This is a genomic window from Pseudalkalibacillus hwajinpoensis (assembly GCF_039851965.1).
Classification (GTDB): Bacteria; Bacillota; Bacilli; order Bacillales; family Guptibacillaceae; genus Guptibacillus; species Guptibacillus hwajinpoensis_E.
The window spans coordinates 3,208,381-3,233,039 of the sequence record NZ_CP156674.1; the positions used below are offsets into that span (position 1 = coordinate 3,208,381).

Annotated in this window: 20 protein-coding genes, 1 pseudogene and 1 riboswitch; of the genes and pseudogenes, 14 read left to right on the forward strand and 7 right to left on the reverse strand. The window is 38.6% G+C overall.

Going from position 1 to position 24,659, the window contains the following annotated elements; all coding sequences use genetic code 11:
- Nucleotides 1-368 precede the first annotated feature (368 nt).
- From ABFG93_RS16575 to ABFG93_RS16590, 4 genes are all read left to right on the forward strand, one after another.
- Nucleotides 369-3,584: an SNF2 helicase associated domain-containing protein gene (locus tag ABFG93_RS16575; RefSeq protein WP_347549119.1), complete on the forward strand. Its 3,216-nt coding sequence runs from the start codon at nt 369-371 to the stop codon at nt 3,582-3,584.
- A gap of 129 nt (nt 3,585-3,713) precedes the next feature.
- A riboswitch (SAM riboswitch) is annotated at nt 3,714-3,813 on the forward strand.
- Nucleotides 3,814-3,934: 121 nt separating this feature from the next.
- Complete coding sequence (locus ABFG93_RS16580; protein WP_347549120.1) at nt 3,935-5,050, forward strand: 5-methyltetrahydropteroyltriglutamate--homocysteine S-methyltransferase; 1,116 nt, start codon at nt 3,935-3,937, stop codon at nt 5,048-5,050.
- A gap of 357 nt (nt 5,051-5,407) precedes the next feature.
- Nucleotides 5,408-5,596, forward strand: a complete 189-nt coding sequence (locus ABFG93_RS16585; protein ID WP_347549121.1) for an Lrp/AsnC family transcriptional regulator — start codon at nt 5,408-5,410, stop codon at nt 5,594-5,596.
- Nucleotides 5,571-6,170, forward strand: coding sequence for a hypothetical protein (locus tag ABFG93_RS16590; RefSeq protein WP_347549122.1), 600 nt, complete (start codon nt 5,571-5,573; stop codon nt 6,168-6,170). The genes ABFG93_RS16585 and ABFG93_RS16590 overlap by 26 nt, the downstream gene beginning before the upstream one ends.
- Before the next feature lie 102 nt (nt 6,171-6,272).
- On the opposite strand, the gene ABFG93_RS16595 is transcribed toward ABFG93_RS16590, so the two are convergent.
- From ABFG93_RS16595 to ABFG93_RS16605, 3 genes are all read right to left on the reverse strand, one after another.
- Complete coding sequence (locus ABFG93_RS16595) at nt 6,273-6,656, reverse strand: DUF421 domain-containing protein (RefSeq protein ID WP_347549123.1); 384 nt, start codon at nt 6,654-6,656, stop codon at nt 6,273-6,275.
- A gap of 75 nt (nt 6,657-6,731) precedes the next feature.
- The gene (locus ABFG93_RS16600) at nt 6,732-6,968 is read right to left on the reverse strand and encodes a hypothetical protein (protein WP_347549124.1); all 237 of its coding nucleotides are present in this window, start codon (nt 6,966-6,968) and stop codon (nt 6,732-6,734) included.
- Between the two features lie 194 nt (nt 6,969-7,162).
- A complete protein-coding gene (locus ABFG93_RS16605; RefSeq protein ID WP_347549125.1) occupies nt 7,163-8,821 on the reverse strand; it encodes a M4 family metallopeptidase in 1,659 nt (552 codons plus the stop codon).
- Nucleotides 8,822-9,148: 327 nt separating this feature from the next.
- Here ABFG93_RS16605 and ABFG93_RS16610 point away from each other — a divergent pair, with 327 nt between their 5' ends.
- The 7 genes and pseudogenes from ABFG93_RS16610 to ABFG93_RS16640 form a co-directional block, all read left to right on the forward strand.
- Complete coding sequence (locus ABFG93_RS16610; protein ID WP_347549126.1) at nt 9,149-9,433, forward strand: DUF1292 domain-containing protein; 285 nt, start codon at nt 9,149-9,151, stop codon at nt 9,431-9,433.
- A 447-nt stretch (nt 9,434-9,880) separates the two neighbouring features.
- Nucleotides 9,881-10,915 (forward strand): serine hydrolase domain-containing protein, encoded by a 1,035-nt coding sequence (locus tag ABFG93_RS16615; protein ID WP_347549127.1) that lies wholly within the window; start codon nt 9,881-9,883, stop codon nt 10,913-10,915.
- A 126-nt stretch (nt 10,916-11,041) separates the two neighbouring features.
- Nucleotides 11,042-11,833, forward strand: coding sequence for an aldo/keto reductase (locus tag ABFG93_RS16620; RefSeq protein ID WP_431522098.1), 792 nt, complete (start codon nt 11,042-11,044; stop codon nt 11,831-11,833).
- Nucleotides 11,834-12,039: 206 nt separating this feature from the next.
- Nucleotides 12,040-13,077 carry a LacI family DNA-binding transcriptional regulator gene (locus tag ABFG93_RS16625; RefSeq protein ID WP_347549128.1) on the forward strand — a complete coding sequence of 346 codons (1,038 nt, stop codon included), beginning with the start codon at nt 12,040-12,042 and terminating at the stop codon, nt 13,075-13,077.
- Nucleotides 13,078-13,383: 306 nt separating this feature from the next.
- Nucleotides 13,384-14,082 carry a carbohydrate ABC transporter permease gene (locus ABFG93_RS16630; protein WP_347549129.1) on the forward strand — a complete coding sequence of 233 codons (699 nt, stop codon included), beginning with the start codon at nt 13,384-13,386 and terminating at the stop codon, nt 14,080-14,082.
- A gap of 23 nt (nt 14,083-14,105) precedes the next feature.
- Nucleotides 14,106-16,046: a glycoside hydrolase family 127 protein gene (locus ABFG93_RS16635; RefSeq protein ID WP_347549130.1), complete on the forward strand. Its 1,941-nt coding sequence runs from the start codon at nt 14,106-14,108 to the stop codon at nt 16,044-16,046.
- Between the two features lie 457 nt (nt 16,047-16,503).
- Nucleotides 16,504-17,289, forward strand: a pseudogene (locus ABFG93_RS16640) (SDR family oxidoreductase); the annotation flags it as partial.
- A 48-nt stretch (nt 17,290-17,337) separates the two neighbouring features.
- On the opposite strand, the gene ABFG93_RS16645 reads toward ABFG93_RS16640, so the two are convergent.
- Together ABFG93_RS16645 and ABFG93_RS16650 are read right to left on the reverse strand one after the other, a co-directional pair.
- Nucleotides 17,338-18,354, reverse strand: a complete 1,017-nt coding sequence (locus ABFG93_RS16645) for an aldo/keto reductase (RefSeq protein ID WP_347549131.1) — start codon at nt 18,352-18,354, stop codon at nt 17,338-17,340.
- 14 nt (nt 18,355-18,368) lie between these two features.
- Complete coding sequence (locus ABFG93_RS16650) at nt 18,369-19,217, reverse strand: NAD-dependent epimerase/dehydratase family protein (RefSeq protein WP_347549132.1); 849 nt, start codon at nt 19,215-19,217, stop codon at nt 18,369-18,371.
- A 161-nt stretch (nt 19,218-19,378) separates the two neighbouring features.
- On the opposite strand from ABFG93_RS16650, the gene ABFG93_RS16655 reads away from it, so the two are divergent.
- Nucleotides 19,379-19,696, forward strand: coding sequence for a winged helix-turn-helix transcriptional regulator (locus ABFG93_RS16655; protein ID WP_347549133.1), 318 nt, complete (start codon nt 19,379-19,381; stop codon nt 19,694-19,696).
- A 62-nt stretch (nt 19,697-19,758) separates the two neighbouring features.
- Here ABFG93_RS16655 and ABFG93_RS16660 read toward each other — a convergent pair whose 3' ends face one another.
- Nucleotides 19,759-22,128, reverse strand: a complete 2,370-nt coding sequence (locus tag ABFG93_RS16660) for a LamG-like jellyroll fold domain-containing protein (RefSeq protein WP_347549134.1) — start codon at nt 22,126-22,128, stop codon at nt 19,759-19,761.
- Nucleotides 22,129-22,859: 731 nt separating this feature from the next.
- Between ABFG93_RS16660 and ABFG93_RS16665 the strand changes: the two genes are divergently transcribed.
- Entirely contained in the window at nt 22,860-24,341 is a 1,482-nt protein-coding gene (locus tag ABFG93_RS16665) for an alpha-N-arabinofuranosidase (protein WP_347549135.1), read from the forward strand.
- On the opposite strand, the gene ABFG93_RS16670 is transcribed toward ABFG93_RS16665, so the two are convergent.
- Nucleotides 24,335-24,499: a hypothetical protein gene (locus ABFG93_RS16670; protein ID WP_347552918.1), complete on the reverse strand. Its 165-nt coding sequence runs from the start codon at nt 24,497-24,499 to the stop codon at nt 24,335-24,337. The genes ABFG93_RS16665 and ABFG93_RS16670 overlap by 7 nt on opposite strands.
- On the opposite strand from ABFG93_RS16670, the gene ABFG93_RS16675 reads away from it, so the two are divergent.
- Nucleotides 24,453-24,614 (forward strand): DUF6171 family protein, encoded by a 162-nt coding sequence (locus ABFG93_RS16675; protein WP_347552873.1) that lies wholly within the window; start codon nt 24,453-24,455, stop codon nt 24,612-24,614. The genes ABFG93_RS16670 and ABFG93_RS16675 overlap by 47 nt on opposite strands.
- Nucleotides 24,615-24,659 lie beyond the last annotated feature (45 nt).

Sequence of the window (24,659 nt, forward strand, 5' to 3'; positions counted from 1 at the left end):
GAGCTTTTGAATGGTGAATCACTAGAACCTTCAAAAGGTCCAGTTCATGGATCTCTTTTATCTAAATCTATATTTCTCCATGAAAAACCCCCTGAATGGTATAATGGTACGATCAAATACCCACCATTAGGGGGCTTTCTTGTGCTTCGACTAGAGCCAAAGCAATCAAATTTTTACTCCGTAATAGAATAAAGGGGGGCGGCCTCTTGATTCTAACTAGTAAAGAAAAAAGCGGGAATCTGGAGTGGCATGGGATTAAATACTGGTTAAATGATTAAAAAACCAATGGGTGATGAATCGCGAGAACCGTCCCGATGATTCTAGATGATTCTAGATCGCCTCAATAATTAAGCGAAGGACTGGAGTACATGAATATTAAAGTAAACAACAAGATAATCAAAGAAATGTGCGGTACCCTTTCCTTCAAAAGAGGGGAAGCTTATTATCATTCAAATAAAGTGGTATTTAACCAATTTCGCTCTGATTTCTGTGAAGCTACGGTTCATGGTACGGAAGATTTCCATGTAACAATTATAAAAGAAGTGACAGGGGACTTTCAGAGGGAATGCAGTTGTCCTTCGTTAGCCAACTTTCAAAAGGATTGTCAGCATATCGCAGCCGTTCTATTAGCGATTAATGATTTTCAACAAAAAGGAACTTCCCCACTTAATAGACAAGGCCAACAAGCCACTGATGGAGAACTAACGGAAGGTTTCATGACACTTTTCAATGACAAATCTACGCCAACTAGTGGCCATCAACGTTATTTCGAGAAAAGAGAAGTTCTTGGAGCCTCATTTACCTGTAAAGTAATTTCAGTGGGGAATGGTCAGTACTTACTTGGAATGGAAATAGAACTTAATAGCACTAAATTACATAGCATTCGAAATTTTCTTATAGACGTAAGACAAGGAAAACCGAGTGAACTATCTCCTACATTCACGTATGATCCGGGCATTCACTGCTTTTCAATTGAAGCAGATGCGCTTATTCATCATCTTATTCGGGTCGTTTATGATGAAGTGGCTTTTCTAGAATCAATACCTGACGCTTTCAACTATAAAGGAACGAATCAAACCTTAATTATCCCCCCAACCGCGTGGAAGCGGCTTGTCCCTTTGCTCACCAATGCCTCATTAGCTAAGCTTGAATATGACGGAAACCGTTTTGAGCGCTTACGAATTGTGGATGGTACACCTCCTATCCAGTTTCTATTCGACGAAATAAGTAAGGATCACTTTCAATTAACAGTTAAAGGCTTTGAGAGTATGCTCGTTTTGAATTTATATCGTTCTGTTCTGAGTGACGGAAAAGTCTTTCAGTTGGATGGACAGGACTGTGAACGATTATCCGAACTAAAGCAAATGCTTCCATCTCCTGGTACGAATCATATTCCAATTCCACATAAACATATCAATCATTTTCTCGAAAAAATCGTACCGGATCTGAAGAAGATTGGAAATGTTCAACTATCGCAAAGGTTAAATCAGAGATTCTTCAAAACGCTGCTCGTTGCCAAACTATACCTGGATCGTTTGAAAAATCGTCTGCTTGCTGGACTTGAGTTTCACTATGAAGAAGTCGTGATCCAACCGCTTGAAAGCAGGGAGGTCCCCACAGGACCGATGATCATTAGGGATATTGAAAAGGAAGAGAAAATCCTCAAGCTCATGGACGAAAGTGGGTTTTCAAAGACAGATGGCGGTTATCATATGCAAAATGAAGCACTTGAGTATGAATTTCTGTATCATGTTGTTCCGAAGCTACAGAAAATGGTTCAACTATATGCCACTACGGCTGTTCGGAATCGACTTGTGAGAAAGGAAACTCATCCTGCTATCAGGGTCAAGCATAAGAAAAGGGAACGCACAAATTGGTTGGAATTCAAATTTGAAATGGATGGTATTTCTGACAATCAAATTCAAGAGGTTTTAGCTGCATTGGAAGAGAAAAGGAAATATTTTCGTCTTCGAAATGGGTCTCTCTTATCTCTTGAGACGAAAGAGATGGAAGAAATTCATCGTTTCTTGACGACCGTCCCGGCACAGGATGAAGATTTGGAGGCGAGTTTAAATATACCGGTTACCAAAAGCCTTCATCTTCTTGATTCTATTGATACGAGTGAGCTTTTTACGGTAGAGGATTCTTTTCGACAGTTCTTAGATCAACTCCTTCATCCGGGAAAATTGGATTTTGAGGTGCCAGAGAAGTTAGATCACATCCTGCGTGACTATCAAAAACGCGGATACAAATGGATGAAAACACTAGCTAGCTATGGATTCAGTGGCGTTCTAGCTGATGATATGGGACTTGGTAAAACACTGCAAAGCATCACTTATATTGTATCCGAGCTATCAATCATTCGAGAACGTAAGCTCCCTGTTATCATCGTTTGCCCGTCATCTCTCACCTATAATTGGCTGCATGAAATAAGGAAATTTGCTCCTGATATCCGAGCGGTTGTCATAGACGGAAATCAATCGAATCGAGAAAAGATACAAAAGAATAGCGCAGAAATGGACGTCGTCATCACATCCTATCCGCTACTTCGGAGAGACATTAAATGGTATGAGAATCAATCGTTTCACACGGTGTTTTTTGATGAGGCTCAGGCGTTCAAGAATCCAACGACACAGACTGCTAGAACGGTTAAAAGGATCGAGGCAAATCACCGTTTCGGACTGACAGGGACACCCGTGGAAAATTCAATTGAAGAGCTCTGGTCAATCTATCATGTCATTTTTCCACAGCTATTCCAGGGGTTGAAAGATTATAGCTATCTTACAAGGAAAACCATTGCTCGAAGGGTTCGACCCTTTTTACTTCGTAGAATGAAAGAAGATGTACTTGCGGAGTTACCTAAAAAAATGGAGTCCCTTGAGTTAACCGAGCTTTTACCTGAACAAAAGAAGCTCTATGCAGCCTATTTAGCAAAGCTACGAACGGATACACTGAAGCACCTCGACAGGGATACCATTCGAAAAAATCGGATAAAAATATTAGCAGGTTTGACGCGGTTGCGACAAATTTGTTGTCACCCTGCTCTATTTGTAGAAGGATACAAGGGAAGCTCAGCAAAATATGAGCAGCTGCTTCAAATCATTGAGGAATCAAGACTGTCTGGTAGAAGAGTTTTGATCTTCTCCCAATTTACTAAAATGCTTAAGCACATAGGTAGAGAGCTGACAGTCCGAGGTCAAACCTATTTCTATCTAGATGGAGAAACGCCTGCCGAGGAGCGAGTACAAACCTGTAATCGATTTAACGAGGGTGAGCGTGATCTGTTTCTTATTTCCTTAAAAGCAGGGGGGACTGGCCTTAACTTAACAGGTGCAGATACGGTGATCTTATATGATCTCTGGTGGAATCCTGCAGTCGAAGAGCAAGCAGCAGATCGAACGCACCGCATTGGTCAAGAGAAGGTTGTAAAGGTAATTAAGTTAGTAGCTCAAGGCACAATTGAAGAGAAGATGAATGAGCTTCAAGAGAAAAAGAGAGAGCTCATTGCAGACATTATTGATTCAGAAGAAAAAGCTTCAGCAACATTAACGGAAGAGGATATTCGTGAGATATTAATGGAATGACAGAAGGTGTATTTTTTCATAATCGAAACATACAATGCGGACCGTAGAAAAACAAATATTCTTATTCTCTTGAATTTTTACATTACTCCTGTATACTAATTATTTAACAAAACAATTTAATAGATAACTTTCTTATCAAGAAAGGTGGAGGGACTGGCCCGTTGAAACCTTAGCAGCAGACTTTTAAAGTACTGTGCTAATTCCAGAAGCATTGGCTTGAAGATAAGAAGAGAAATTTGTTATACAAAAATAACCCTCTTCTTATTAGAAGGGGGTTTTGTTTTTGTAAACCAAATCTAAATATTCATGCAGAAAATAACAATAAAGTTTAAAGAAAGAAGGAATTTAGATTGACGAAATCAGTAGAACAAAGAGTATCAAAAGCTCCATTTAAAGGAGACCATGTAGGGAGTTTTTTACGGCCGGAACGTTTGAAGCAGGCACGCTTACAGAAGGCAAAGGGTGAAATTACGGACCAGGAATTGCGGGAAATCGAAGACGAAGAAATTGTTAAATTAGTGGAAAAGCAAAAAGCAGTCGGGCTTAAAGCAGTAACGGACGGTGACTTCCGACGTAGTTGGTGGCATTTTGACTTCCTTGAAGGTTTGGATGGTGTGGAAGGTTTTGAAACCGAAAAAGGTCTCCAATTCGATGGTGTTGTGACAAAAGCGCATGGTATTAAAGTAACCGATAAAGTTGGATTCAGCGATCATTACATGATTGAGCATTTTAAATTCCTTAAAAGTATTGCAGGGGATGCGGTTGCGAAATTCACAATTCCAAGCCCTAATATGCTTTTCTTTAGAGGAGAGATCGATAAGGGGCTTTACGATAGTGACGAAGCATTTATAGACGACTTGATTGTTGCTTACCAGGGGGTCATTCAGGCGCTATACAATGAAGGATGCCGTTACCTGCAAATTGATGATACATCATGGGCTACTTTCTTTTCCGAGGAAGGAAGAGCATCAATTGAAGCGAAAGGAAAGAACCCCGAAAAGGTTGCAAAGTTGTGTGCCCGGGCGATCAACAAATCAATAGCCAATAGACCTGACGATATGCTCGTAACCATGCATATTTGCCGTGGGAACTTTAAGTCGACCTTTATGACGAGTGGCAGTTATGAAGAAATTTCCGAAACCATCTTCGGTGGTTTGAATGTCGATGGGCTTTTCCTTGAGTTTGATGATGAGCGTTCTGGTGGTTTTGAACCGCTCCGCCATGTCTACCGCTCGGACCTATCAATTGTTTTAGGTTTGATCACTTCGAAATTTGGTGAATTAGAGGACCCGGAAAAAGTGAAAGCACGAATTGCAGAAGCTTCAAGATATGTGCCGTTAGATCAGCTTTGTTTAAGTCCGCAATGCGGTTTTGCTTCCACAGAAGAAGGTAACTTACTGACTGAAGACCAACAATGGGAAAAAGTATGTCATGTATTGGATATTGCCAAAGAAGTTTGGAAGTAATTTATTCACATTAACATGTATATAACGTCTAGAAAATAGACACATAATCATTGAAATCAGGGGGCAATCCTCCTGATTTTTTAGTGTTTGGTAAAACGGATAATCATGCTCCATCCGAAGGCTTTTTTAATGGCCACATTTCATTAGATAGAAGCAATCTGAAATAGTTTCATCTATATTATTGCGAAAATTCTAACTTTTATTTATAATTTGTCTAATCCATTTTAAGGTAGTTTTATTTAAAAATAGTACTATTATACGTACTAAATACATTCTAAATTACACTTTAATGATAATAAATAATTATTATAGTATTCTTTGTGGAAAAACAAATTAAATTAAAAGGTGGTGAATGAGTTGATTCTTGATGAATTAGATAAGAATTTAATTGTTTGTTTATCCCATGATGGTCGCATGTCCTTCAAAGATATTGCTGAGGAATTAGATGTTACTGAAAAGACGATTAGATTAAGGTACAAGAAACTTGTAGATAGTGGTGTTCTGAAGGTGGTTGCGATGGATGGATCCAAATCATCCTCAGCATAATGGGGAATTCACCTATTACTCTTTCTTGTATGGTGGGTTTAAAGGTGATGAAGCTCATAAGGTTGAACACGTAAAGGCCCTGGATGAATACACGGTAGAGATAAAATTAACAGAGCCTACCGCGCCATTTATTAGCTATTTAGCTATTCCAATGTTCGGGATTGCTAGTCCAGAGGCGATTCAGAAGAATGAAGACTATTATGTAGATGGAATCCCGCATCTCGATCAGCTCATTTTTAGAGTCATTCCTGATAACTCATCGCGGCCATGTGTGAAGTTAGCGGACAAATCACTGATCTCACATCCGTTAATTAGCCAACATTTAATAAAGTTAGCCAATGAAAGAAACATCCCTTATCAAGAAGAGGTTTTTATGGGAATTGGAACAGATGCAGGTGCGATTCATCTAACCGGGGAGGGGGTAACAACGGGAGCACTTTCTATTCCATCAAGATATACCCATTCTCCTCATGAAGTGGTAGATTTAAATGATTTGAAGAATTCTAGAGATTTATTGCTGAGTTTTATAACGTCATTAGACCAGTTAAAGGGTAAGGATTTTTTGGATACGTAATTAAGAGATTTTCCGAATAGTGCTTCACAATGGAGACTGACCCTTGCTGTATTAACGCGCAGCAGGGGAAAGGCTCCATTTTAATTTTGTTTTATGCAGAAATTACTCTAAATCAGAGGGAGATCGAATATTATCTTTATAGGTGTCAATAAAAAGAGTGCCGTTACTGTTAACCACTGCGTAGTAAATATCTTCTATAGTTAAGTTTCTTTTTTTAATCTCCAAATGAATCCACTCTCTGTTATATTGGTTGATTAAATTCTTCTCAATTATTACGCCGTCCATAATTAACTCAATAGGTAACGATGATGGAGAGTATTTAAGTTGTAAATCTTGACGTGTAGGAGGTTGAAATTGATTTTTCTTACGAATGGATAATTCGCCACTTACTTCTACTAACGCATATTCCACTTCATAGATGTCAAATACCCCTAGTTCTCTTAGATGTTGATTCAAATCATCTAAAGAGAATTTTATTTTTTTCATATTGCATCAAGGATTTTACCACCTTCAATGACTACGGTTGGTTGTCCAGAAAACCATTTTCTTAGCTCTCGACTTCTAAAAGCTAGCAAGAGAAAATAATAAGATTAATGAGAGGAATGAAGCAAGCATTTCAAAGAAATTCAGTTTTGTATTAAAGCCCATATTGGCAATAAACGAACCAATCGTAATCGAAAGAGCATAGCTATAATGATTTTTATGAGAGTTAATGTGTTTTCCGGTCAGCAGGGTAACGATAGTTAAAAGGATAAAACTGCCCATCGTTCTAGAAATAGCAATCAAATATTCTTCCATCGAAACCCTCCTTTTTTTCTTTATTGCAGTATTTACCAAAATGCAAATAATTATATTTGTATGATGACTTAACTTTAAGAAGTTATGTATCGTTATATGGGTTTAACTGAAAGCATTATCATCTACTTATTGACAATAAAACACAAAAAAACATGAAGATAAATTCTTCATGTTTTTTCTAAGCATTCCCTAAATTACTGAGTTATCCCAACAGAATCAAATCCACCTACAGAAGCTTCAACCTCTGCACTACCTTCACCATACAAATCAACAGCTGATTGAATGATCGCTTGACGCGCATCACTAAAGTCAGAGGTAGCTGTCAGGTATTGAGTAAGAGCGCGATAATAGATTTTCCCTAACTTCTCACGTCCAATGTCCTGGGCCGTTAAATAGGCCGCATGGTTAATAATAGAGGAATTAATATGGACGCCACCGTTATCTAAATTACCAGGTAGATCATAGAATTCATCCATATGCGAAGGATACTTTCCTTCACCATTGCCGTATGGTACATATGCAGCACCAACAGGGTACTTACTAGGATCGCTTAAGCTTCTAAGCGACGTTCTGCCATCAGCGACAGCAGCAGGCGCCATGATGTCTTCACCTATTTCCCAATCTGACTCGTCTATTAGTGCTCCGAAGATATCAGAGAATGCTTCATTTAGAGCGCCTGATTGAAATTTATACACAAGATTTGCTGAATTTGACGTTACGCCGTGAGTCATTTCGTGTGCTGCTACATCTAAGCTTGCTGAGAGCGGAATGAAGAATTCACCATCGCCGTCACCGTAAACCATATACGTACCATTCCAGAAGGCATTGTTATAATTATCTCCGAAATGAACGACTGACTGAATTGGCATACCTTTACCATCAAGGGAATTACGGCCATGTTCATTTAAATAATAGTCATACACCTGTTCAGAGTTATAGTGAGCATCAACTGCGGGTTTAGCAAATTCTGATTTAAAGGATGCACTTTTATTTGAGAATAACTCAATTTTATTCTTGGAGTAGTCGTAGGTTATGATTCCTGCCAAGCCTTCATGGCTAAAATCAGCTAATTGAAAAGTCGTTCCTTCGTGGTCTTCCTTACTATTTGAAATATGTAAAAGGCGATGATCTCCTAATACACCGGTACCTGATCCAGTTTGTGTTTTTGTTCTATCAGCGTCCATGATTGCATTGTACTGGTCAATCACTTTACTCGTATTAGCATCCACGAAAATAAACCAGTTACCAGGTTCTTCTCCTAAGAAGTTAACGTTTACTTTGTAAGCCAGATGATTTGTCCCTTCATACGGATACACTACAAGTTCGGAAGTTGGAAGCTGCTCTAATTTAGTCGGTGCATGAATAGCTGATTTAGCTACTTCTAGTGCTTTATTTGGTGTGATCGATGGCGTGGTATCTAAATTACTTTCTTCAACTTGAGTGTTGTATGCGCCATTAACAACCGTGATTTCATTGTTCGCATTGTAATGAACAATGACTTCTGCCCCTTCAACAGGTACACCGTTTTTAGTTTGATTAAAACGAACATGAGTCATGCCAAGCTCATCTTTTACTAATTTGTTCGACTTAAGTTCTTCTATCGGATTCTTGATTTTAACCTTAGATTTATTTTCTTCAAGGTAGTTAAGCGCATCACTTGAAGTAGCCTTAGAACGTTTGGCTGCTTGTTTTTCCTTTACGAATAATGGAACATTGGCATTCTCATTCCATTTCCTTACCATATGGTTTTCTGCTTTTTCATTTGGCTGTACCGCTAGTACATTGCTATATGGTAATGAGGCAGTGAATAAGGCAGTCGTCACAACAAGTGGTGCAATAAATTTCCTTTTCAAATAAACTCCTCCTTATATGTAATCCATTACCAATTATAACGGGAATGAATGTTCACATCATGAGTATTTTTAATTATCTTAAAATATAAAATAATTAAAAAATTAAGAACTTTAGTACTACTAATCCTTTTGCTAGCTCACCCTAGGGATAAACTACTCAAACAAAAATAAGTCTGAATGGGAGATATAGATGTTATTAAAGGATGGGCTGAGTTTATTTTTATTTAGAATAAAAAGAGGGATTGTAGAAAAAAATAGGTTTGGTGTTCGGCAGAAATGACCACAGGTATTTTTGAAACCTTATGTAAAAATAAAGGAGGAATTGGGATGACTTTAGAAAATGAAGAACAAATTATTATACCTGATGAGAACGGGGAAGAACATTTATTTGAAGTGTTATACAAATTTGATGTTGATGAAACTGGGGCATCCTATATTGCTGTAACTCCTGTCGGACAAACTGAAGGAGAGGACCTGGAGGTATTCACTTTTCGTTATGAGGAAAAGCCGGATGATGATGACGATATTGCCATATATCATATTGAATCAGATGAAGAATGGAAATTGGTCGATGAAATGCTGCATACGCTAACAAGTGAAGAGTTAATTTAACCACAAGAAAAAAGTTTGTTGCTTCTCATAGCCTCAAGCTTTTTTTCTTTTCAAGGATTTTAACCGAAGAAGATACAGATACCATCAGAGGAACGCGCCAATCTTTAACCCTGGGTTAACACCTACTTCTTTCGTAGGTTTCGTTCCTTAAAAGTAAGAGTTGGAATGTGGAGATAGAATCTAATAGGGAAGAGGGTGATCTTCCTGTCTTCCTATCCCGACATCCATAACGAATCAGACGACTTTGGTAAAATAATTGATGATTTTAAAAGGGAAACCGACCTTGTAGTAGAAGTTAGATTTAGGGAGAGTTGGTCATATTTAATACCTGTGAGAGAAATGGTAAATTACGCCCTGGATGGAACATATATAGAAGTTCATCAGCTGCAATAGGGAGCCAGCTAATGATGATTGAGATAGAATTAAAGAGAGTATGGGTGACAATTAATGTTAGATAGACTTGATATTTCAATTGAAAAATTTCTTGAAGATAGAAACTTCTCAGGAGCCGTTGTTGTTAAAAGTGATGATGAAGTTCTGAAAACTGCTTCAGGATTTGCTAATCGAGCGGAGGAGCGGTTCAACGATGTGGATACAAGATTTGGTATCGCCTCGGGATGCAAGGTTTTTACCGCTATAGCGATTACTCAGCTGGTTGAAAAGGATGTACTTTCCTTTAAGACAAGGCTAGTTGACTGTTTGGATATTTCGTTTCCTCACTTTCATGATGAGATCACGATTCATCACCTCTTAACACATACATCCGGTATTCCGGATTACTTTGATGAGGATGTGATGGAGGACTTTGAGGATCTCTGGAAACAAACGCCAATGTATCATTTAAAAAGTCTCAAAGATTTCCTTCCGTTATTTCAAAATGGAAGAATGGTAGCTAACCCTGGAGAATCCTTTCGCTACAACAATGCAGGATACATCGTATTAGGGCTAATCATCGAGCAACAGACAGGGATGTCTTTTCAGGATTATATAAAGGAACACATTTTCCCTCTTGCAGACATGCAAGAATCTGGGTACTTTTCAATGGATTGTCTTCCAAAAAATACAGCTATCGGATACATCGATGAAAAAGACGGTTCATGGCGAACGAATACTTACTCTGTCCCTATCATGGGTGGCTCAGATGGGGGTGCTTATGTAACTGCCCCTGACATGATCAAACTCTGGGAAGCGCTGGTAGGATTTCGTTTATTAGATGAAAACCATACCACAATGTTGTTAACACCTCATGTTCGTGTGAAAGTTGGAGTGAATTATGGATATGGAGTCTGGCTGAACAGTGGCAATAACAGTATCGTGAAATACCATGTGATGGGGTATGATCCTGGTGTTAGTTTTCATTCGGCTTACTATCCAATGACTGGAGTAAAAGTAGCCATACCTTCTAATCGTAGTTCCGGCGCGATTGATGTGATGAAGGTAATTGAAGATCAGTTAGAACTTTTGGATAATCAGGTGAAATGATGGATGAGTGAAGCATATTACTTTTCTTTCCCCCTAAATCTAGTACAATAAAAATAATTCATACAAAAAGGTGGGAGAATATTGAAAAATTTACAGAGCACCACAACGTTACATAACGGAGTCAAAATGCCTTGGTTTGGATTGGGAGTTTTCCAGGTTGATGATGGTGATGAGGTAATTAGCTCAGTTAAGGCTGCAATCGAAGCAGGATACAAAAGCATTGATACGGCAGCTATTTATGGAAATGAAGAGGGTGTAGGACAGGCAATTGCTGAATCCCACGTACCTCGTGAAGAGCTGTTTATTACTACAAAACTCTGGAACTCGGAACAGGGATATGAACCAACTCTCGCTGCCTTTGAAGAAAGCTTAAAGAAATTAAAGCTTGATTATGTTGATCTGTATCTGATTCATTGGCCACTACCGGCGAAAGGAAAATATAAAGAAACATGGAAGGCGTTTGAAAAACTTTATCAGGACAAACGGGTACGCGCCATCGGTGTTAGTAACTTCAAGGAACATCATCTTGAAGACCTGATCGCTGATTGTAAGGTAAAACCAATGGTAAATCAGGTGGAGTATCATCCTCGTTTGAATCAAAGTAACCTGCATGAGTATTGCAAAATAAATGATATCCAACTTGAAGCATGGTCACCGTTAATGCAGGGTGGTTTGTTGGATAACCCTGTTATCGAAGAAATAGCGAGCAAATATGGGAAATCTCCAGCTCAGGTTATCCTTCGCTGGGATCTTCAAAATGAAGTGGTAACGATTCCGAAGTCTACTAAGGCACATCGGATTAGTGAGAATGCTAATGTTTTTGATTTTGAACTATCAAGAGAAGACATTGAGAACATAAATGAGTTAAATCAGGACAAAAGAATCGGTCCTGATCCGGATGAGTTTACTAAAGAATAATGATTGCTTTTAATGCATAACGAATAAGGTCCCTCTTGAAGTAATCCGAGAATTGAAAGTATCTCATTGTTACTTAAGGGGGATTTTTTAAATGTAGAGAGGTCTTATGATAATGTTTCTAAAAGTCTAAATATTCAATTGACTATGAAAGCATTTACATGTTACGGTATGATTAATCGTTTAACTAATTTAAAAAGGTGACAAATATGACTAAAATCAAAGATATAGCAAAACAAGCTGGAGTATCAACTGCAACCGTATCGCATGTTCTAAATAATACCGGACGAGTTGGAGAAAGTACTCGCCAAAAAGTATTGGAAGTAATTAATGAGCTGAATTATAAACCTAATAAAATCGCTAAAAGTCTAAAGATAAAGAAAACCAGCACAGTGGGTGTGATTGCTGAAGACGTTACAGTGTTTAATACACCTGATATTATTGATGGGATCAATGAAATTGCTGAAAATAGTGGATTAGGAATCTTACTTTCTAACCTGAGAATCTATAAGAAGATGGGGATTGATTTTTCTCAAAAAGAACACATGAAAGAGCTATTATCAATAGCATTCGACGAAATGGTTAAAAACCAGGTAGATGGCATTATTTACATAGGCACATATACAAGAGATGTGACAGATGTTATTCCTGCTAATATTCCATTACCAGTAGTTTATACGTATTGTTATACTTCAAATGAGCTTGATTATACAGTGAATTACGATGATGAATTTGCCGCGTATGAAGCAACAAGGCACCTGATTGACTCAGGTCACAAAGAGATTGCGTTAATAAGTGGGATTATTGATTCTATCCCTTCACATGAGAGGTTCAATGGGTATCGAAGAGCGTTGATGGACTATGGAATTCCTTTGAATCCGTCATTTGTGAAAACAGGAGATTGGGAAGTTGACTCAGGCTTTATATTAACCGAAGAATTATTAAATTTGGCTAAGAAACCTACAGCTATTCTCGCTTTAAATGATTTGATGGCTTTTGGTTCAATTAACGCTGCCAAAAATAGGGGTCTTCACGTACCAGATGATATTTCAATTATTGGCTTTGATAATAGAGAATTTAGTGCTTTTACTACCCCTGGCATCACCACTATGTCCATCCCCTTACATCAAATGGGAGAGAAATCTATGGATATGCTAAAGTTATTAATTGCAAATAGAAATATAGATAAAAAGAAAATAAAATTACATTGTGACTTACTAAAACGTGAATCAGTTAGTAAGAAATAATTTTTGAGATTGATTAAACGATTAATCATATAAACAGCATATAAAGATAGGAGGAGATTTTCACTTATATAGTATCTAGTTTTAGCGTTGCACCTTTTGGAAGTGGTTTGAAAAGCGGTAAATAATTAAAAAACAAAGGGGGATTACCTGTTGGTAACTAGTGAAAGAAGGAGCGTCTACTCTTCGAAGTAAAAAAGGGGTATATGCAGTAAATATTGTCATTAGTATTTTCTTTCTATTACCTTTTTTGTGGATTGTAAGTACATCTTTGAAATTGCCTGAAGATATTGCTCAGTATCCTCCAAAGTGGATCCCGTCAACTTAACATTTGAAAATTACAAAAATATCTTCACAGTCGAAAATGGCATCTTTTCAACCTATTTTTTCAACAGTGTTATTCTAACGGTCATTACAGTTGTTTGTGTGATTATCATTAGCTCACTTGCAGGCTATGGTTTATCTAAACTTGATATCCCATATAAAAATGTGCTGTTAGTGCTAATTCTGATGGCTATGATGATCCCATTCCATGGGTTGTTAATTCCTCTATTTTCAATTATTAAAAGTTTGGGCTTATTAAATACTCATGGAGCATTAGTATTAATCTATGTAACCTTTCAGCTTCCTTTTACAGTGTATATGATGAAGAATTCTTTTGATGCCATACCTACGAGCTTAAGAGAATCAGCTTTAATTGATGGAGCAAGCGAATTTAGACTTTATCTCAAGGTGTTAATGCCACTAGTTTGGCCTGGTGTAGCAACGGTTGCTATTTTCTCTGCCTATACTACATGGAATGATTTTATTATTGCGTTAGTTTTTGCGAATTCTGACCGGCTACAAACGTTGAATTTGGGTTTGACTAATATAGCTGTGGGAGAATACGGAACGAGGTGGGGGCTGTTATCAGCAGGATCGATCATCAGTATTATTCCAATCCTCATTTTGTTTATTTTCCTACAAAGGTATTTTATTAACGGCTTAACAAGTGGTGCTGTTAAATAATAAAGCAAAGATAAAGGAGGATTATGTTGAAAACCGACCATATTCGAAAAGAGAATATAGAGATTACTGATAGCTTCTGGAAAAAACGTATTGAGTTAATTCGTAATCAGGTGATTCCTTACCAGTGGGAAGCTCTAAATGATCGACTCCCAGAAACAGATCCAAGTCACGCCATTGAAAATATTCGAATTGCTGCAGGTGATAAAGAAGGGGAATATTATGGGATGGTTTTTCAAGACAGCGATGTGGCAAAATGGCTGGAAGCTGTTGCATATAGCCTTGAGCATCAAACAGATTCCGAGCTTGAGCAAACCGCTGATGAATTGATCGATCTATTAGGAAGTGCTCAGGGTGAGGATGGTTACTTAAATACGTATTATACGATTAAAGAACAAGAAAAGCGCTGGACAAATGTAAGAGACAATCACGAGTTATACTGTGCGGGACACTTAATTGAAGCTGCCGTTGCTTATTATCGAGCTACAGGAAAACGCAGATTTCTTAGCATTATGAAAAGATATGCGGATTACATTGATAGAGTCTTCGGTAGTGACGAAGGTAAAATTAAAGGCTATCCTGGTCATCAAGAAATCGAATTAGCTTTAGTGAAATTATACGATGTTACAGAAGAGGAAAAATATCTGAACCTAAGTAAATTCTTCATTGATGAACGCGGAAAACAGCCCCACTTTTTTGAAGTCGAGAAAAAGAAAAGGGAGGAGGATAAGCCATTCTGGTTCAATAATGACCATGCATATAGTCAGGCTCAACTTCCGGTTCGTGACCAACAGGAAGCTGTAGGGCACTCTGTCCGAGCTGTTTATATGTATACAGCAATGGCAGACCTTGCAGTAAGAACAAATGATGATTCTTTGAAAAAAGCATGCGAGACATTGTGGGAAAATGTAACGAAGAAACAAATGTATATTACCGCTGGTATTGGTTCAATGGAGTTTGGGGAAGCGTTCTCCTTTAACTATGACCTTCCAAATGATTTATCTTATACCGAAACTTGTGCCTCTATCGGATTAATTTTTTGGGCCAAACGGATGCTAGATCTTGAAGTTCATCATGAATATGCAGATACAATGGAAAGAGCATTATACAATGGAACGATCAGTGGAATGGATCTGGATGGGAAGAAGTTTTTCTATGTTAATCCTCTGGAGGTTTTACCTGAAGCAACTGAAAAACGTCATGATCAAAAACACGTTAAGCCTATTAGACAAAAATGGTTTGGCTGTGCGTGCTGTCCTCCTAATTTAGCACGATTAATCGCTTCAATTGGTCATTATATATACTCTAAGAGAGAAGAAGAGCTATTTGTGCATTTATATATGGGACATGAGACCACTATGGACATTACTGGTCAACAGGTGGAATTTCGTCAAGAGACGAACTATCCTTGGGATGGCAATGTCTCAATAGAAGTTTCTCCTCAAACGGACCATTTCTTTACGTTAGCTCTTCGTATTCCAGGATGGACTAATAAGGCGATTGTGAAAATAAATGGGGAAGTGATAGATCATGAACCTATCATAAAGAATGGTTACGTTTATATAAAGCGGACATGGAAAGCAAATGACAAGGTGGAATTGTCATTTGAAATGACAATTGAACGAGTTTATGCAAATCCTAATGTTCGCCACAATATCGGAAAAGTAGCCATTCAACGTGGACCTGTCGTATACTGTCTTGAACAAGTTGATAATGGGGAAACTCTAAATGCTATTTTACTACCGGAGAGTTCAACACTTCAGGCAGACTATGATACAGATTTGCTTGATGGGGTAGTAGTTGTTACTGGTGAAGCCGAGCGAATTGTCGACAGTAGCTGGGAAAACAGCTTATATCAATCAGCTAAAGGGGAAATGACTTCTATGAAAATAAAAGCAGTGCCTTATTATGCATGGTGTAACCGGAAGCCAGGTGAAATGATTGTTTGGATAAATGAAAAAAGTTAAATATAAGGTGTTTATGTAGAAGGATAAAGCCCACCTCCGAAGAAAAAGTGATTAGCATGCTTTAGTATGAAAAAGTCTCATTAGAGGGAGAAAGAATGGAGAGATTGATGTGATTAATCGAATCAGTCATAGCTCCATGCAATTCATTGAACTTTTTATGGAGGACGTAATAGGCCTGGCAAAATGAATAATCAAATCGATTTCAATCACTTATGCTTTGAAGTGGAGGATATTTGTCAAATAGCCACGCACATTAAAGCAGAAGGTTTACCATTGATGTTGAGCCAATTAGAGGCAAGAATTATAATTACCAGTGCTGGGTTAGAGATTCTGATGGCAATCGTAATGAATTTATGCAGCTAGATCCTGCTTCGCCGCTATGAACTGTTAATAAAAGTACTTCAACTCATTACTATCAAAGGAGGAACTTACTTTGGATCAATAAAAAGTTGCCGTTGTCACAGGTGCTACAAGAGGAATAGGAAGGAATATTGCCCTGTTTCTAGCAGAAAAAGGCTATATAGTTATTGGAACCGGACGAAATGCCGAGAAATTAAAGGAAATGGAAACAGAACTTTCTTCTGAGCACTCTATGTTGGCGATGGACGTCACACAGCCAGCTGAGGTTCAAGAGGTAGTGGAGCATGTTATTGATAAATTTGGTAGGATTGACGTTTGGGTAAATAATGCGGGTGCATTTAAGGCAATCGGTCCAACCTGGGAAGTGAAAAGTGAAGACTGGATGAACGATGTGACTACCAACTTATTTGGAACCTTTCATTGTGTACAAGCTATCGTTCCTGCGATGCTTATTAAACAGGGATCAGGCAGGATTATTAATCTAGCAGGTGGGGGAACCGTTAGCGCCTTTAAATATGGGAATGGCTATGGTACTTCCAAAACAGGTGTTGCTCGATTAACTGAAAATCTTGCTGAAGAATTAGTGGAAACACAGATTAAAGTATTTGCTGTGGATCCTGGTTTAAATGATACAGACATGACACGATATCAAAGAGATATAGACATTGGTCAGCGTTATTTAAGTGAAATAGAGAATTTGTTTAAACAAAATAGTGATGTTCCTCCGTTTCAAGCTCCACAGTGGGTATATTACTTGGCCACTGGTGAGCTTGATGACTACGTCGGGCGCGTTGTCTCTGTCTATGAAAACCTGGAGGAATTGCAAAGTAAGACCAAAGATGAAAAAGATTCAGATTTTCATAAGCTTCGTCTAATAAAATAAATCACCACTTGAGCGCTGTAATGGACGCTCAAGTGGTTTTTTATAATATTATTCTCTTCCTCGAATTCGTTGTTCAATTGCATCCTGGTCATACGGATAAGTAACAGCCAGTTCACTTACTTTATTAAGTTTGTCCATGGCTTCGTCTTTCAAGCTCCAACCAGAAGCTCCGAGGTTAATTTCCAGTTGTTCCATCGTTCTTGCGCCAATAATGGGAGCTGTCACCCCTGGTCTTTGCAGAAGCCAATTAAGCGCCACCTGTGCAGGTGTCTTTTGTTCGTCCTCTGATACCTCGAAAAGTGTGTCAATCACGTTCCAGGTGAATTCGTTATTGTAATTACTCCAGCTTTCTCCCCAGCCCTTTTCTTCAGCGAGGCTAATTCTCGAATCAGAAGGAGGGTGTGTGAGATCCCGATGGAACTTTCCGCTCAACCATCCTCCTCGCAGTGGGCTCCATGGAATGACGCCCAATCCTTCATTCTCACAAATGTCAATTAGTTCCCATTCAGTTGCACGGGTTAATAGGTTATATTGAGGTTGAAGGGAAACAAAAGATTCCCATCCATTCATTCGGCTTACTTCAATGGCCTTTTGCAGTTGCCAGCCTTTAAAGTTACTTGCTCCGATGTATCTAACAAGCCCTTCTTTAACAAGTTCATTTAAGGTACTTAATGTTTCTTCTAGAGGTGTCCTGGGATCCCATGCGTGCACTTGATAAAGATCAATGTAATCTGTTTGCAGACGTTGAAGACTATTTTTTACAGCTGTGAGAAGATGCTTTCTACTTAAACCGCTATCATTAGGGCCATCACCCATGGCAAAACGAACTTTTGTGGCAAGGACAAGATCGTCACGCTTTTGAGTTTGTAGCCATTTTCCAACGATTTCTTCAGAGCTACCTTGTGTATAGACGTCTGCCGTATCAATGAAATTTCCACCTTCTATAATGAACCGGTTCAGAATGTTAAAGCTATCTTCTTCGTTTGTTTCTCTTCCGAGAGTCATTGTGCCGAGACATAGATCACTGACTTTGAGTCCTGTTTTTCCAAGGTAACGATAATTCATAGTCGTTTCACTCCTTAAAGTTGAATATTATCTCTCCATTCATGAATAGGCTGCCAATTTAATAGCTTCTTCGCTTTCTTGTTCGAAAGAAGCGTTTCATATCCGCTCAATTCTCCACGGAAGTCATTTACTTCGGGGAATGCGGCTGCCATTAATTCCTTACTCATAATGTCCATACTGGTGTCATCGGCAGCAATGTTTAGCTCCACAGCACCCAAGTTGTCTGTCTCAATAGCAAGTCTGAATGCAGTTGCTGCATCCCGTGCATCAATATAACTCCATAAGATTGTTTTCCTCTGCTCTGGATCATGAATGAAGTCTGGGAAACGTTTATACATTTCAGGGGTAATGATATTTCCCAACCTAAGTGAAATAACCGACATGCCAGTTCTATTATGAATCATTTCAGCATTTTTCTCGTTCACAATTTTTGATAGACCGTAGCTGTCTTCTGGTAGCTGTGGATGGTCTTCGTCAACTGGAACGTACTTAGGCAGTAAGTTTTTCCTGGAGAAAACCATCCCGTATGAGGACTCACTTGAGGAAATGACTCCCTTCTTAATCTCCAGGTTTCCGGCTGCTTCAAGAATATTGTAATTGGCCATCACATTATTTCTAAAGGTCACTTCATTTGGATGCGAATATGCAACCGGAATAGCGGCAGTATGTACAAAAGCATCTGCTCCTTCAAGTGCTCCATATACCTGACCAAGGTCGTTCAAGTCGGTAATAATTGTTGGACATAGTTGTACTTCAGGCTTCTTCACATCTGCGTTTACAACTTCGTATCCCTTTTCTAAGAATTCTCTAATAACCCACGGGCCAAGCAGACCGCTTCCTCCTGTAATCACTACTTTACTCATGATTTAACCTCCTGATCATTATTGTTTGACTTTTGCTTTTGTTCTTACTAGTGTAACTTTTCACCCATTAATTGAAAGTACTGAATATTATTTGATATAATAAACGTACAAGAAGTTACTACAAAATATTGAGTAACTACATAATCGGAAGGGGACATAGAATGAACCCTATAAAGGATGAACAAGTTGAGTGCTCGATTGAGAAAGCGCTTAATATTATTGGTGGGAAATGGTCTTTTTTGGTCTTGAAAGAATTATTCAAAGGCACAAGGCGATTCGGTGAATTGCAAAGAAGAATTAAGGATATCAGTCCCACTGCATTAACAAATACCCTCAGGCATCTAGAGAAAAATGAAATATTGACTCGTGAAGCTTTTGCAACAGTGCCTGTCACCGTCGAATATTCTCTAACGGAAAAAGGGCAGGAGTTACATAAAATTCTTAAAGAGATGAAAAGTTGGGGTGCAAAATGGGGATAACGGCAGGGAAAGCAAGAAAAACCATTCTTCGGAAATTCTTGCTTTTTTGTCCTGTCCTCCCTTTATCTTTGCACCTTTTCTAGTTCAGCGATTTGTTCAGCTGGTAAGGCACCTTCATAAATACGCAATTCATCCATTAAACCCTTGAATGGGGTGTCCCACCAATTAACGCCTAGGCTAAACATACTGTTTGCTTTAAAGATATCCGGGAAGCCGCTGCCAGAAAATTGTTCAACCCCGTTAACATAAACCTTAATGATTCCTTCGTTTACTGTGTAAGCAAGATGTGTCCATTCTCCTGTAGGAATTTTTAAATTTGTATTTGCATCATACCACCCACTTTCTGAAGCAGCCCAAATCATAGTATTATTGTTTGCGCCTCCATGTCCTTGGGGGACGATACTGACCCAGTTGTTTTCATCTTTTGCTCCAAAAAAAGCAGTTGTAAAATCTGTAAGCTGTTCAGGCATTAACCAGAGTGAGACTGAATAGCTATGACTTGAAAGGATGCCGTCGGGAAGGCGAATGCCGGAAGTACCATCAAATACCGCGGCTTGACCACTTTTACCGTTCGAATAGGTAATCGTTCCGCCATCTTTGTCAATTCGATTCCCAGTAATGGTTCCTTCCTCATAGTTTCCTGTTTCGTCCATTAGGTTGTTGTCAAAAGAGAAGTTAGCTGTTATGCCGATTGGCTGTTTAGGCAAAACATTTATAGAAAAGCTCTTTGTAGCTGTAACGTTTGCATTCGTAATAGTTGCTGTTAACGTTGCTGTGGCATTATTCTCTCCTGGCTCAGGTCTGGTCACAATGCCTTCTGCTGTTACGACTTCTGAATCTGAAGTTGCCCAGGAAATCTCCGTTTCGCTCATACCTTCAGCAGGCAATGTAAGGTTTTGAACAACATTTTCAATATCTCCAAGAGTTAAGTCCTGGTGTACAGCAGCTACAATTTTTTCTGGAGAGTATTCCTTCATTTTACTTCCCCATATTGTCTCCCCTTCCTTTGAAAGAGCAGTAAATGTCATCCGATAGCTCTCAGAAGATGGATCCCATTGACGGAGAAATACTCCTTGATAGCGGCTGTCATCTATTGTTAGCAAAACTCTATTATGTCCAGTCTTTTTCCAGGTTCCACTAACAGCGCCAGTGATTTTATGGTTATTTTTTAATGTAATCCTTTCAGAGGCTTTAATCTCAGAAGAGATATCCTTTCCATGATTAATGAATTTATATTCGCCAGTAAGATCTTGTCGTTTTACCTTGGTAAGCGTTTCGCCTGAATAGCGATAAGGTGTAACCACAGGCCATCCTTCTTTATTCATAAACATTTGATGAACACGAATTTCATGCATTTCACCTTTCTGAGGAAAGCGGCTGTGGAAGATTAGGAACTGTTCTCCTGTTTCTGGGTTACGGTAGACAGAATTATGACCTGGAGAAACCTTACCTGTTCCTATGCCGCTTCCAGCTTCACCAATTTTCCGCTCAAATAAATAATTTCCCATAAGCTTAACGCCATATGGTTCGATGGAACGATCATCAAAAAGTGGAAGAGTTGGATCGGCTTTTACATCAATCATTGCATTGCCTGCTGCGTCATAATAAGGGCCATCAGGGTTCTTCGAACGTGCCACTCTCATATTGTAGCCGCCTGAAGCATCAAGGCCTCCAAAAGACAGATATAAATAATAGTAATCGGTTTCGTCATTGTACTGAATATAAGGTGCTTCAATTCTGCTATGGTTTCCGCCAGTAAGCTTTTTTCCATATCCTTGATCGGGAAGAGGCATGCCTTTTGCAGGATCCATTTCTAAAATGAAAATTCCGCCAGAATAGGAGCCATACACCATCCATAATGCACCATCTTTGTCATAGAAAACATCTGGATCTACCACATTGGGATGAATTTTTGCATCGTAGATTGTTCCATCAGCCCCTGGTTCATTCCACATACCGGATTTTAAAATAATCCCCTGATCCTCATATGGTCCTTCAACGTTATCACTAACTGCAACGCCCATGGCTGATCGAGGTGAATCCCCTTTACAAGCGTTGTAATACATATAGAATTTACCATCATCGAGCTGTATAACGTCAGCTGCCCAGAGAGTATCCGACTGTGCCCAATCAAATGTCTTCTTTAATTCTTCTTTTACATTATCAAATAGAGGGTTTTCCGCATCTGCTCCGGATGCAACAAGCTCCCACTGCATTAAATCCTGTGATTTCGCTGCAGCCAGGTGAGAGCCGAAAACATAGAAAGTATCTTTTAGTTTTATTACTGACGGATCGTGGACAGATGCATCCTTAAACACTGGTGGGACAGGTTGTTGTGCATCATTACCTTCCTGCGTTTTCTCTTTGCCTTCTGCATGATAAAGAGTATTTCCAGAGAAGTTTGTAACCGCTGTCAAAATAGCGATTAACATAATTAATAAACCTCCAAAAAGAAATCTTCTAATGGAAACCAGATTCATTGCATTTAGTGCTCCTCTCAAAAGCTAAATTTGTGAATTGGTTAATAACGTAAGTGGTCGTAGTTAAAAGAAATGGGATCATAAAACGATCTGAAGTTGGGAAGGTGAGGTTATTACTCTAGCACTCAATTTAATATCGGCTTTATCAACTCCCTCCTGTAATGTTTTATATCAATAGAATTGAACAATGTTGTCAATGAGTAAACAATACAACAGTTGATATTCATGTACAATATATATCGTTAAATACGAGGTAAAATAGGAAAATGTACGTATATATAATTCGATTAGAGAGAGCTAATATAGTACCTGGATCATATAATATTCCATTTATATATCCATTTTATCTACAATTTTAAACGATGTGTAAGCATGTGTAGAGAAATGATGGGAAGATCTTAAAATAATATAATATTGAAAAACTTGTTCGTACAAGTATATAATAGTAAACAAAGATTCTCAGGTAACCTAGTCTTAAACGGTAACTTTATTAATAACAGCGCTTTAGGAACTCACTGATAATTGTTCGGATTTCACTTAATAGGAAAGGAGGAATTAGGAGAGTTACCAAAGGCTGACTGGTCAAAGCTAGTCTGAATAGAAATTTTAAAATAACAATACGTGGTAGAAAATTAGTGACCAGATAAAGGTAAATCAATAGGCAAAAACATGGAGGGATCGATTTGGTTAATAACGTAACGATTAATACGGATATCACGAAGGGTAAGATCAATAAAAATATTTACGGGCATTTTTCTGAACATCTTGGGAGGTGTATATACGAAGGGATATGGGTTGGGGCAGATTCCACGATAGAGAATACAAATGGGATTCGAAATGATGTGCTCTTTGCCCTTAAAAATCTTGATATTCCCGTGCTCCGATGGCCTGGAGGTTGTTTTTCGGATGAATACCATTGGAAGGATGGTGTGGGGCCAGCTGAAGAACGAAAAAGAATGGTGAATACCCATTGGGGAGGAGTAGTAGAAAACAACCATTTTGGTACACATGAATTTATGATGTTATGTGAAATGCTTGAATGTGAGCCATATATATGTGGAAATGTTGGAAGTGGTACGGTCCAGGAAATGTCGGAATGGGTAGAGTATATGACTTTTAATGGGGAATCTCCAATGGCAAATTGGCGACAGGAAAATGGACAGGAAGAACCCTGGAAATTGACCTATTTTGGAGTTGGCAATGAAAACTGGGGTTGTGGGGGCAATATGCGTCCTGAATATTATGCTGATCTTTATCGACGCTATCAGACATATGTGCGTGATTATGGTGATAATCAACTATTTAAAATAGCCGGCGGTCCAAACGTGGATGACTATAATTGGACAGAGGTTCTTATGAGAGAAGCATCCAAAATGATGGATGGGCTAAGTCTTCATTACTACACAATTCCTGGTGACTTCTGGAAAGGTAAAGGTTCTGCTACCGAATTTACAGAGGATGAATGGTCTATTACGATGAAAAAAGCGTTGCATATGGATGAGTTAATTACAAGGCATGGAACGATTATGGATAAGTATGATCCTGAAAAGCGTGTAGGATTAATCATTGATGAATGGGGAACGTGGTTTGATGTGGAGCAAGGCACAAATCCCGGCTTCCTCTACCAGCAAAATACAATTCGTGACGCTCTTGTTGCTGGCCTTCACTTCCATATTTTTCATAAACATTGCAATCGCGTCCAAATGGCAAATATTGCTCAGACAGTAAATGTCCTGCAAGCTATGATTTTAACAGAAGGAGAAAATATACTTTTAACCCCAACTTATCATGTGTTTGAGATGTTTAAAGTGCATCAGGATGCTGAGCTTCTAGCTATAGATTCCGAGATGGTCTCCTATAAAGGTGATCTTCCTCAGGTTAGTATTTCAGCCTCAAAGAATTCGGAAGGAAAAATACATGTAAGCCTGTGCAATGTGGATCATGAAAAGGATGCGATAATTCAGTTACAGCTTCGTGGTATAAGCTCTACAACATCTAACATCACTGGCAGAATCTTAACTTCACAGTTAATGAATGCTTATAATTCATTCGAACAACCTGAAAATGTAAAGCCTCAGGTGTTCGAAAACTTTGTTAGACAAAACGGTCACTTCAAGGTTGAACTTCCGCCTATGGCAGTCGTAGTATTAACAATCGATCAATAGAAAAGGAATGGTTGAATCGTGAAAGAAAGCAAACCTTGTAAAGGATGCTCAGCAAGCGTGATCGTAACGGCGGAGACGATTAACAGATACTTTTCTTCCATTTCAGAAGTCATAAGGGTAACAGAAGAAAAGTACAGGGAAAGATTGGAGGTATGCAACAGCTGTCCTTCTCTTCAATATGGGACAACATGTATGCATTGTGGAAGTTTAGTACGCTATCGAGCAGGCTTTATTGATAAAAGCTGTCCCTATCCTGGGAAGGCGAAATGGTAGAATAATTGGAATGGATAGGTTATAGAAGAGGACCAGTAGTTAAGC

Bases quoted from the DNA above. Each gene is read 5' to 3' on its own strand.
- ABFG93_RS16650 (WP_347549132.1), bottom strand. From the start codon at position 19,217: ATGAGTAAAGTAGTGATTACAGGAGGAAGCGGTCTGCTTGGCCCGTGG.
- ABFG93_RS16660 (WP_347549134.1), bottom strand. From the start codon at position 22,128: ATGTTAATCGCTATTTTGACAGCGGTTACAAACTTCTCTGGAAATACT.
- ABFG93_RS16600 (WP_347549124.1), bottom strand. From the start codon at position 6,968: ATGGAAGAATATTTGATTGCTATTTCTAGAACGATGGGCAGTTTTATC.
- ABFG93_RS16625 (WP_347549128.1), top strand. From the start codon at position 12,040: ATGACTAAAATCAAAGATATAGCAAAACAAGCTGGAGTATCAACTGCA.
- ABFG93_RS16615 (WP_347549127.1), top strand. From the start codon at position 9,881: ATGTTAGATAGACTTGATATTTCAATTGAAAAATTTCTTGAAGATAGA.
- ABFG93_RS16590 (WP_347549122.1), top strand. From the start codon at position 5,571: ATGGATCCAAATCATCCTCAGCATAATGGGGAATTCACCTATTACTCT.
- ABFG93_RS16595 (WP_347549123.1), bottom strand. From the start codon at position 6,656: ATGAAAAAAATAAAATTCTCTTTAGATGATTTGAATCAACATCTAAGA.
- ABFG93_RS16610 (WP_347549126.1), top strand. From the start codon at position 9,149: ATGACTTTAGAAAATGAAGAACAAATTATTATACCTGATGAGAACGGG.
- ABFG93_RS16635 (WP_347549130.1), top strand. From the start codon at position 14,106: ATGTTGAAAACCGACCATATTCGAAAAGAGAATATAGAGATTACTGAT.
- ABFG93_RS16575 (WP_347549119.1), top strand. From the start codon at position 369: ATGAATATTAAAGTAAACAACAAGATAATCAAAGAAATGTGCGGTACC.
- ABFG93_RS16655 (WP_347549133.1), top strand. From the start codon at position 19,379: ATGAACCCTATAAAGGATGAACAAGTTGAGTGCTCGATTGAGAAAGCG.
- ABFG93_RS16645 (WP_347549131.1), bottom strand. From the start codon at position 18,354: ATGAATTATCGTTACCTTGGAAAAACAGGACTCAAAGTCAGTGATCTA.
- ABFG93_RS16620 (WP_431522098.1), top strand. From the start codon at position 11,042: ATGCCTTGGTTTGGATTGGGAGTTTTCCAGGTTGATGATGGTGATGAG.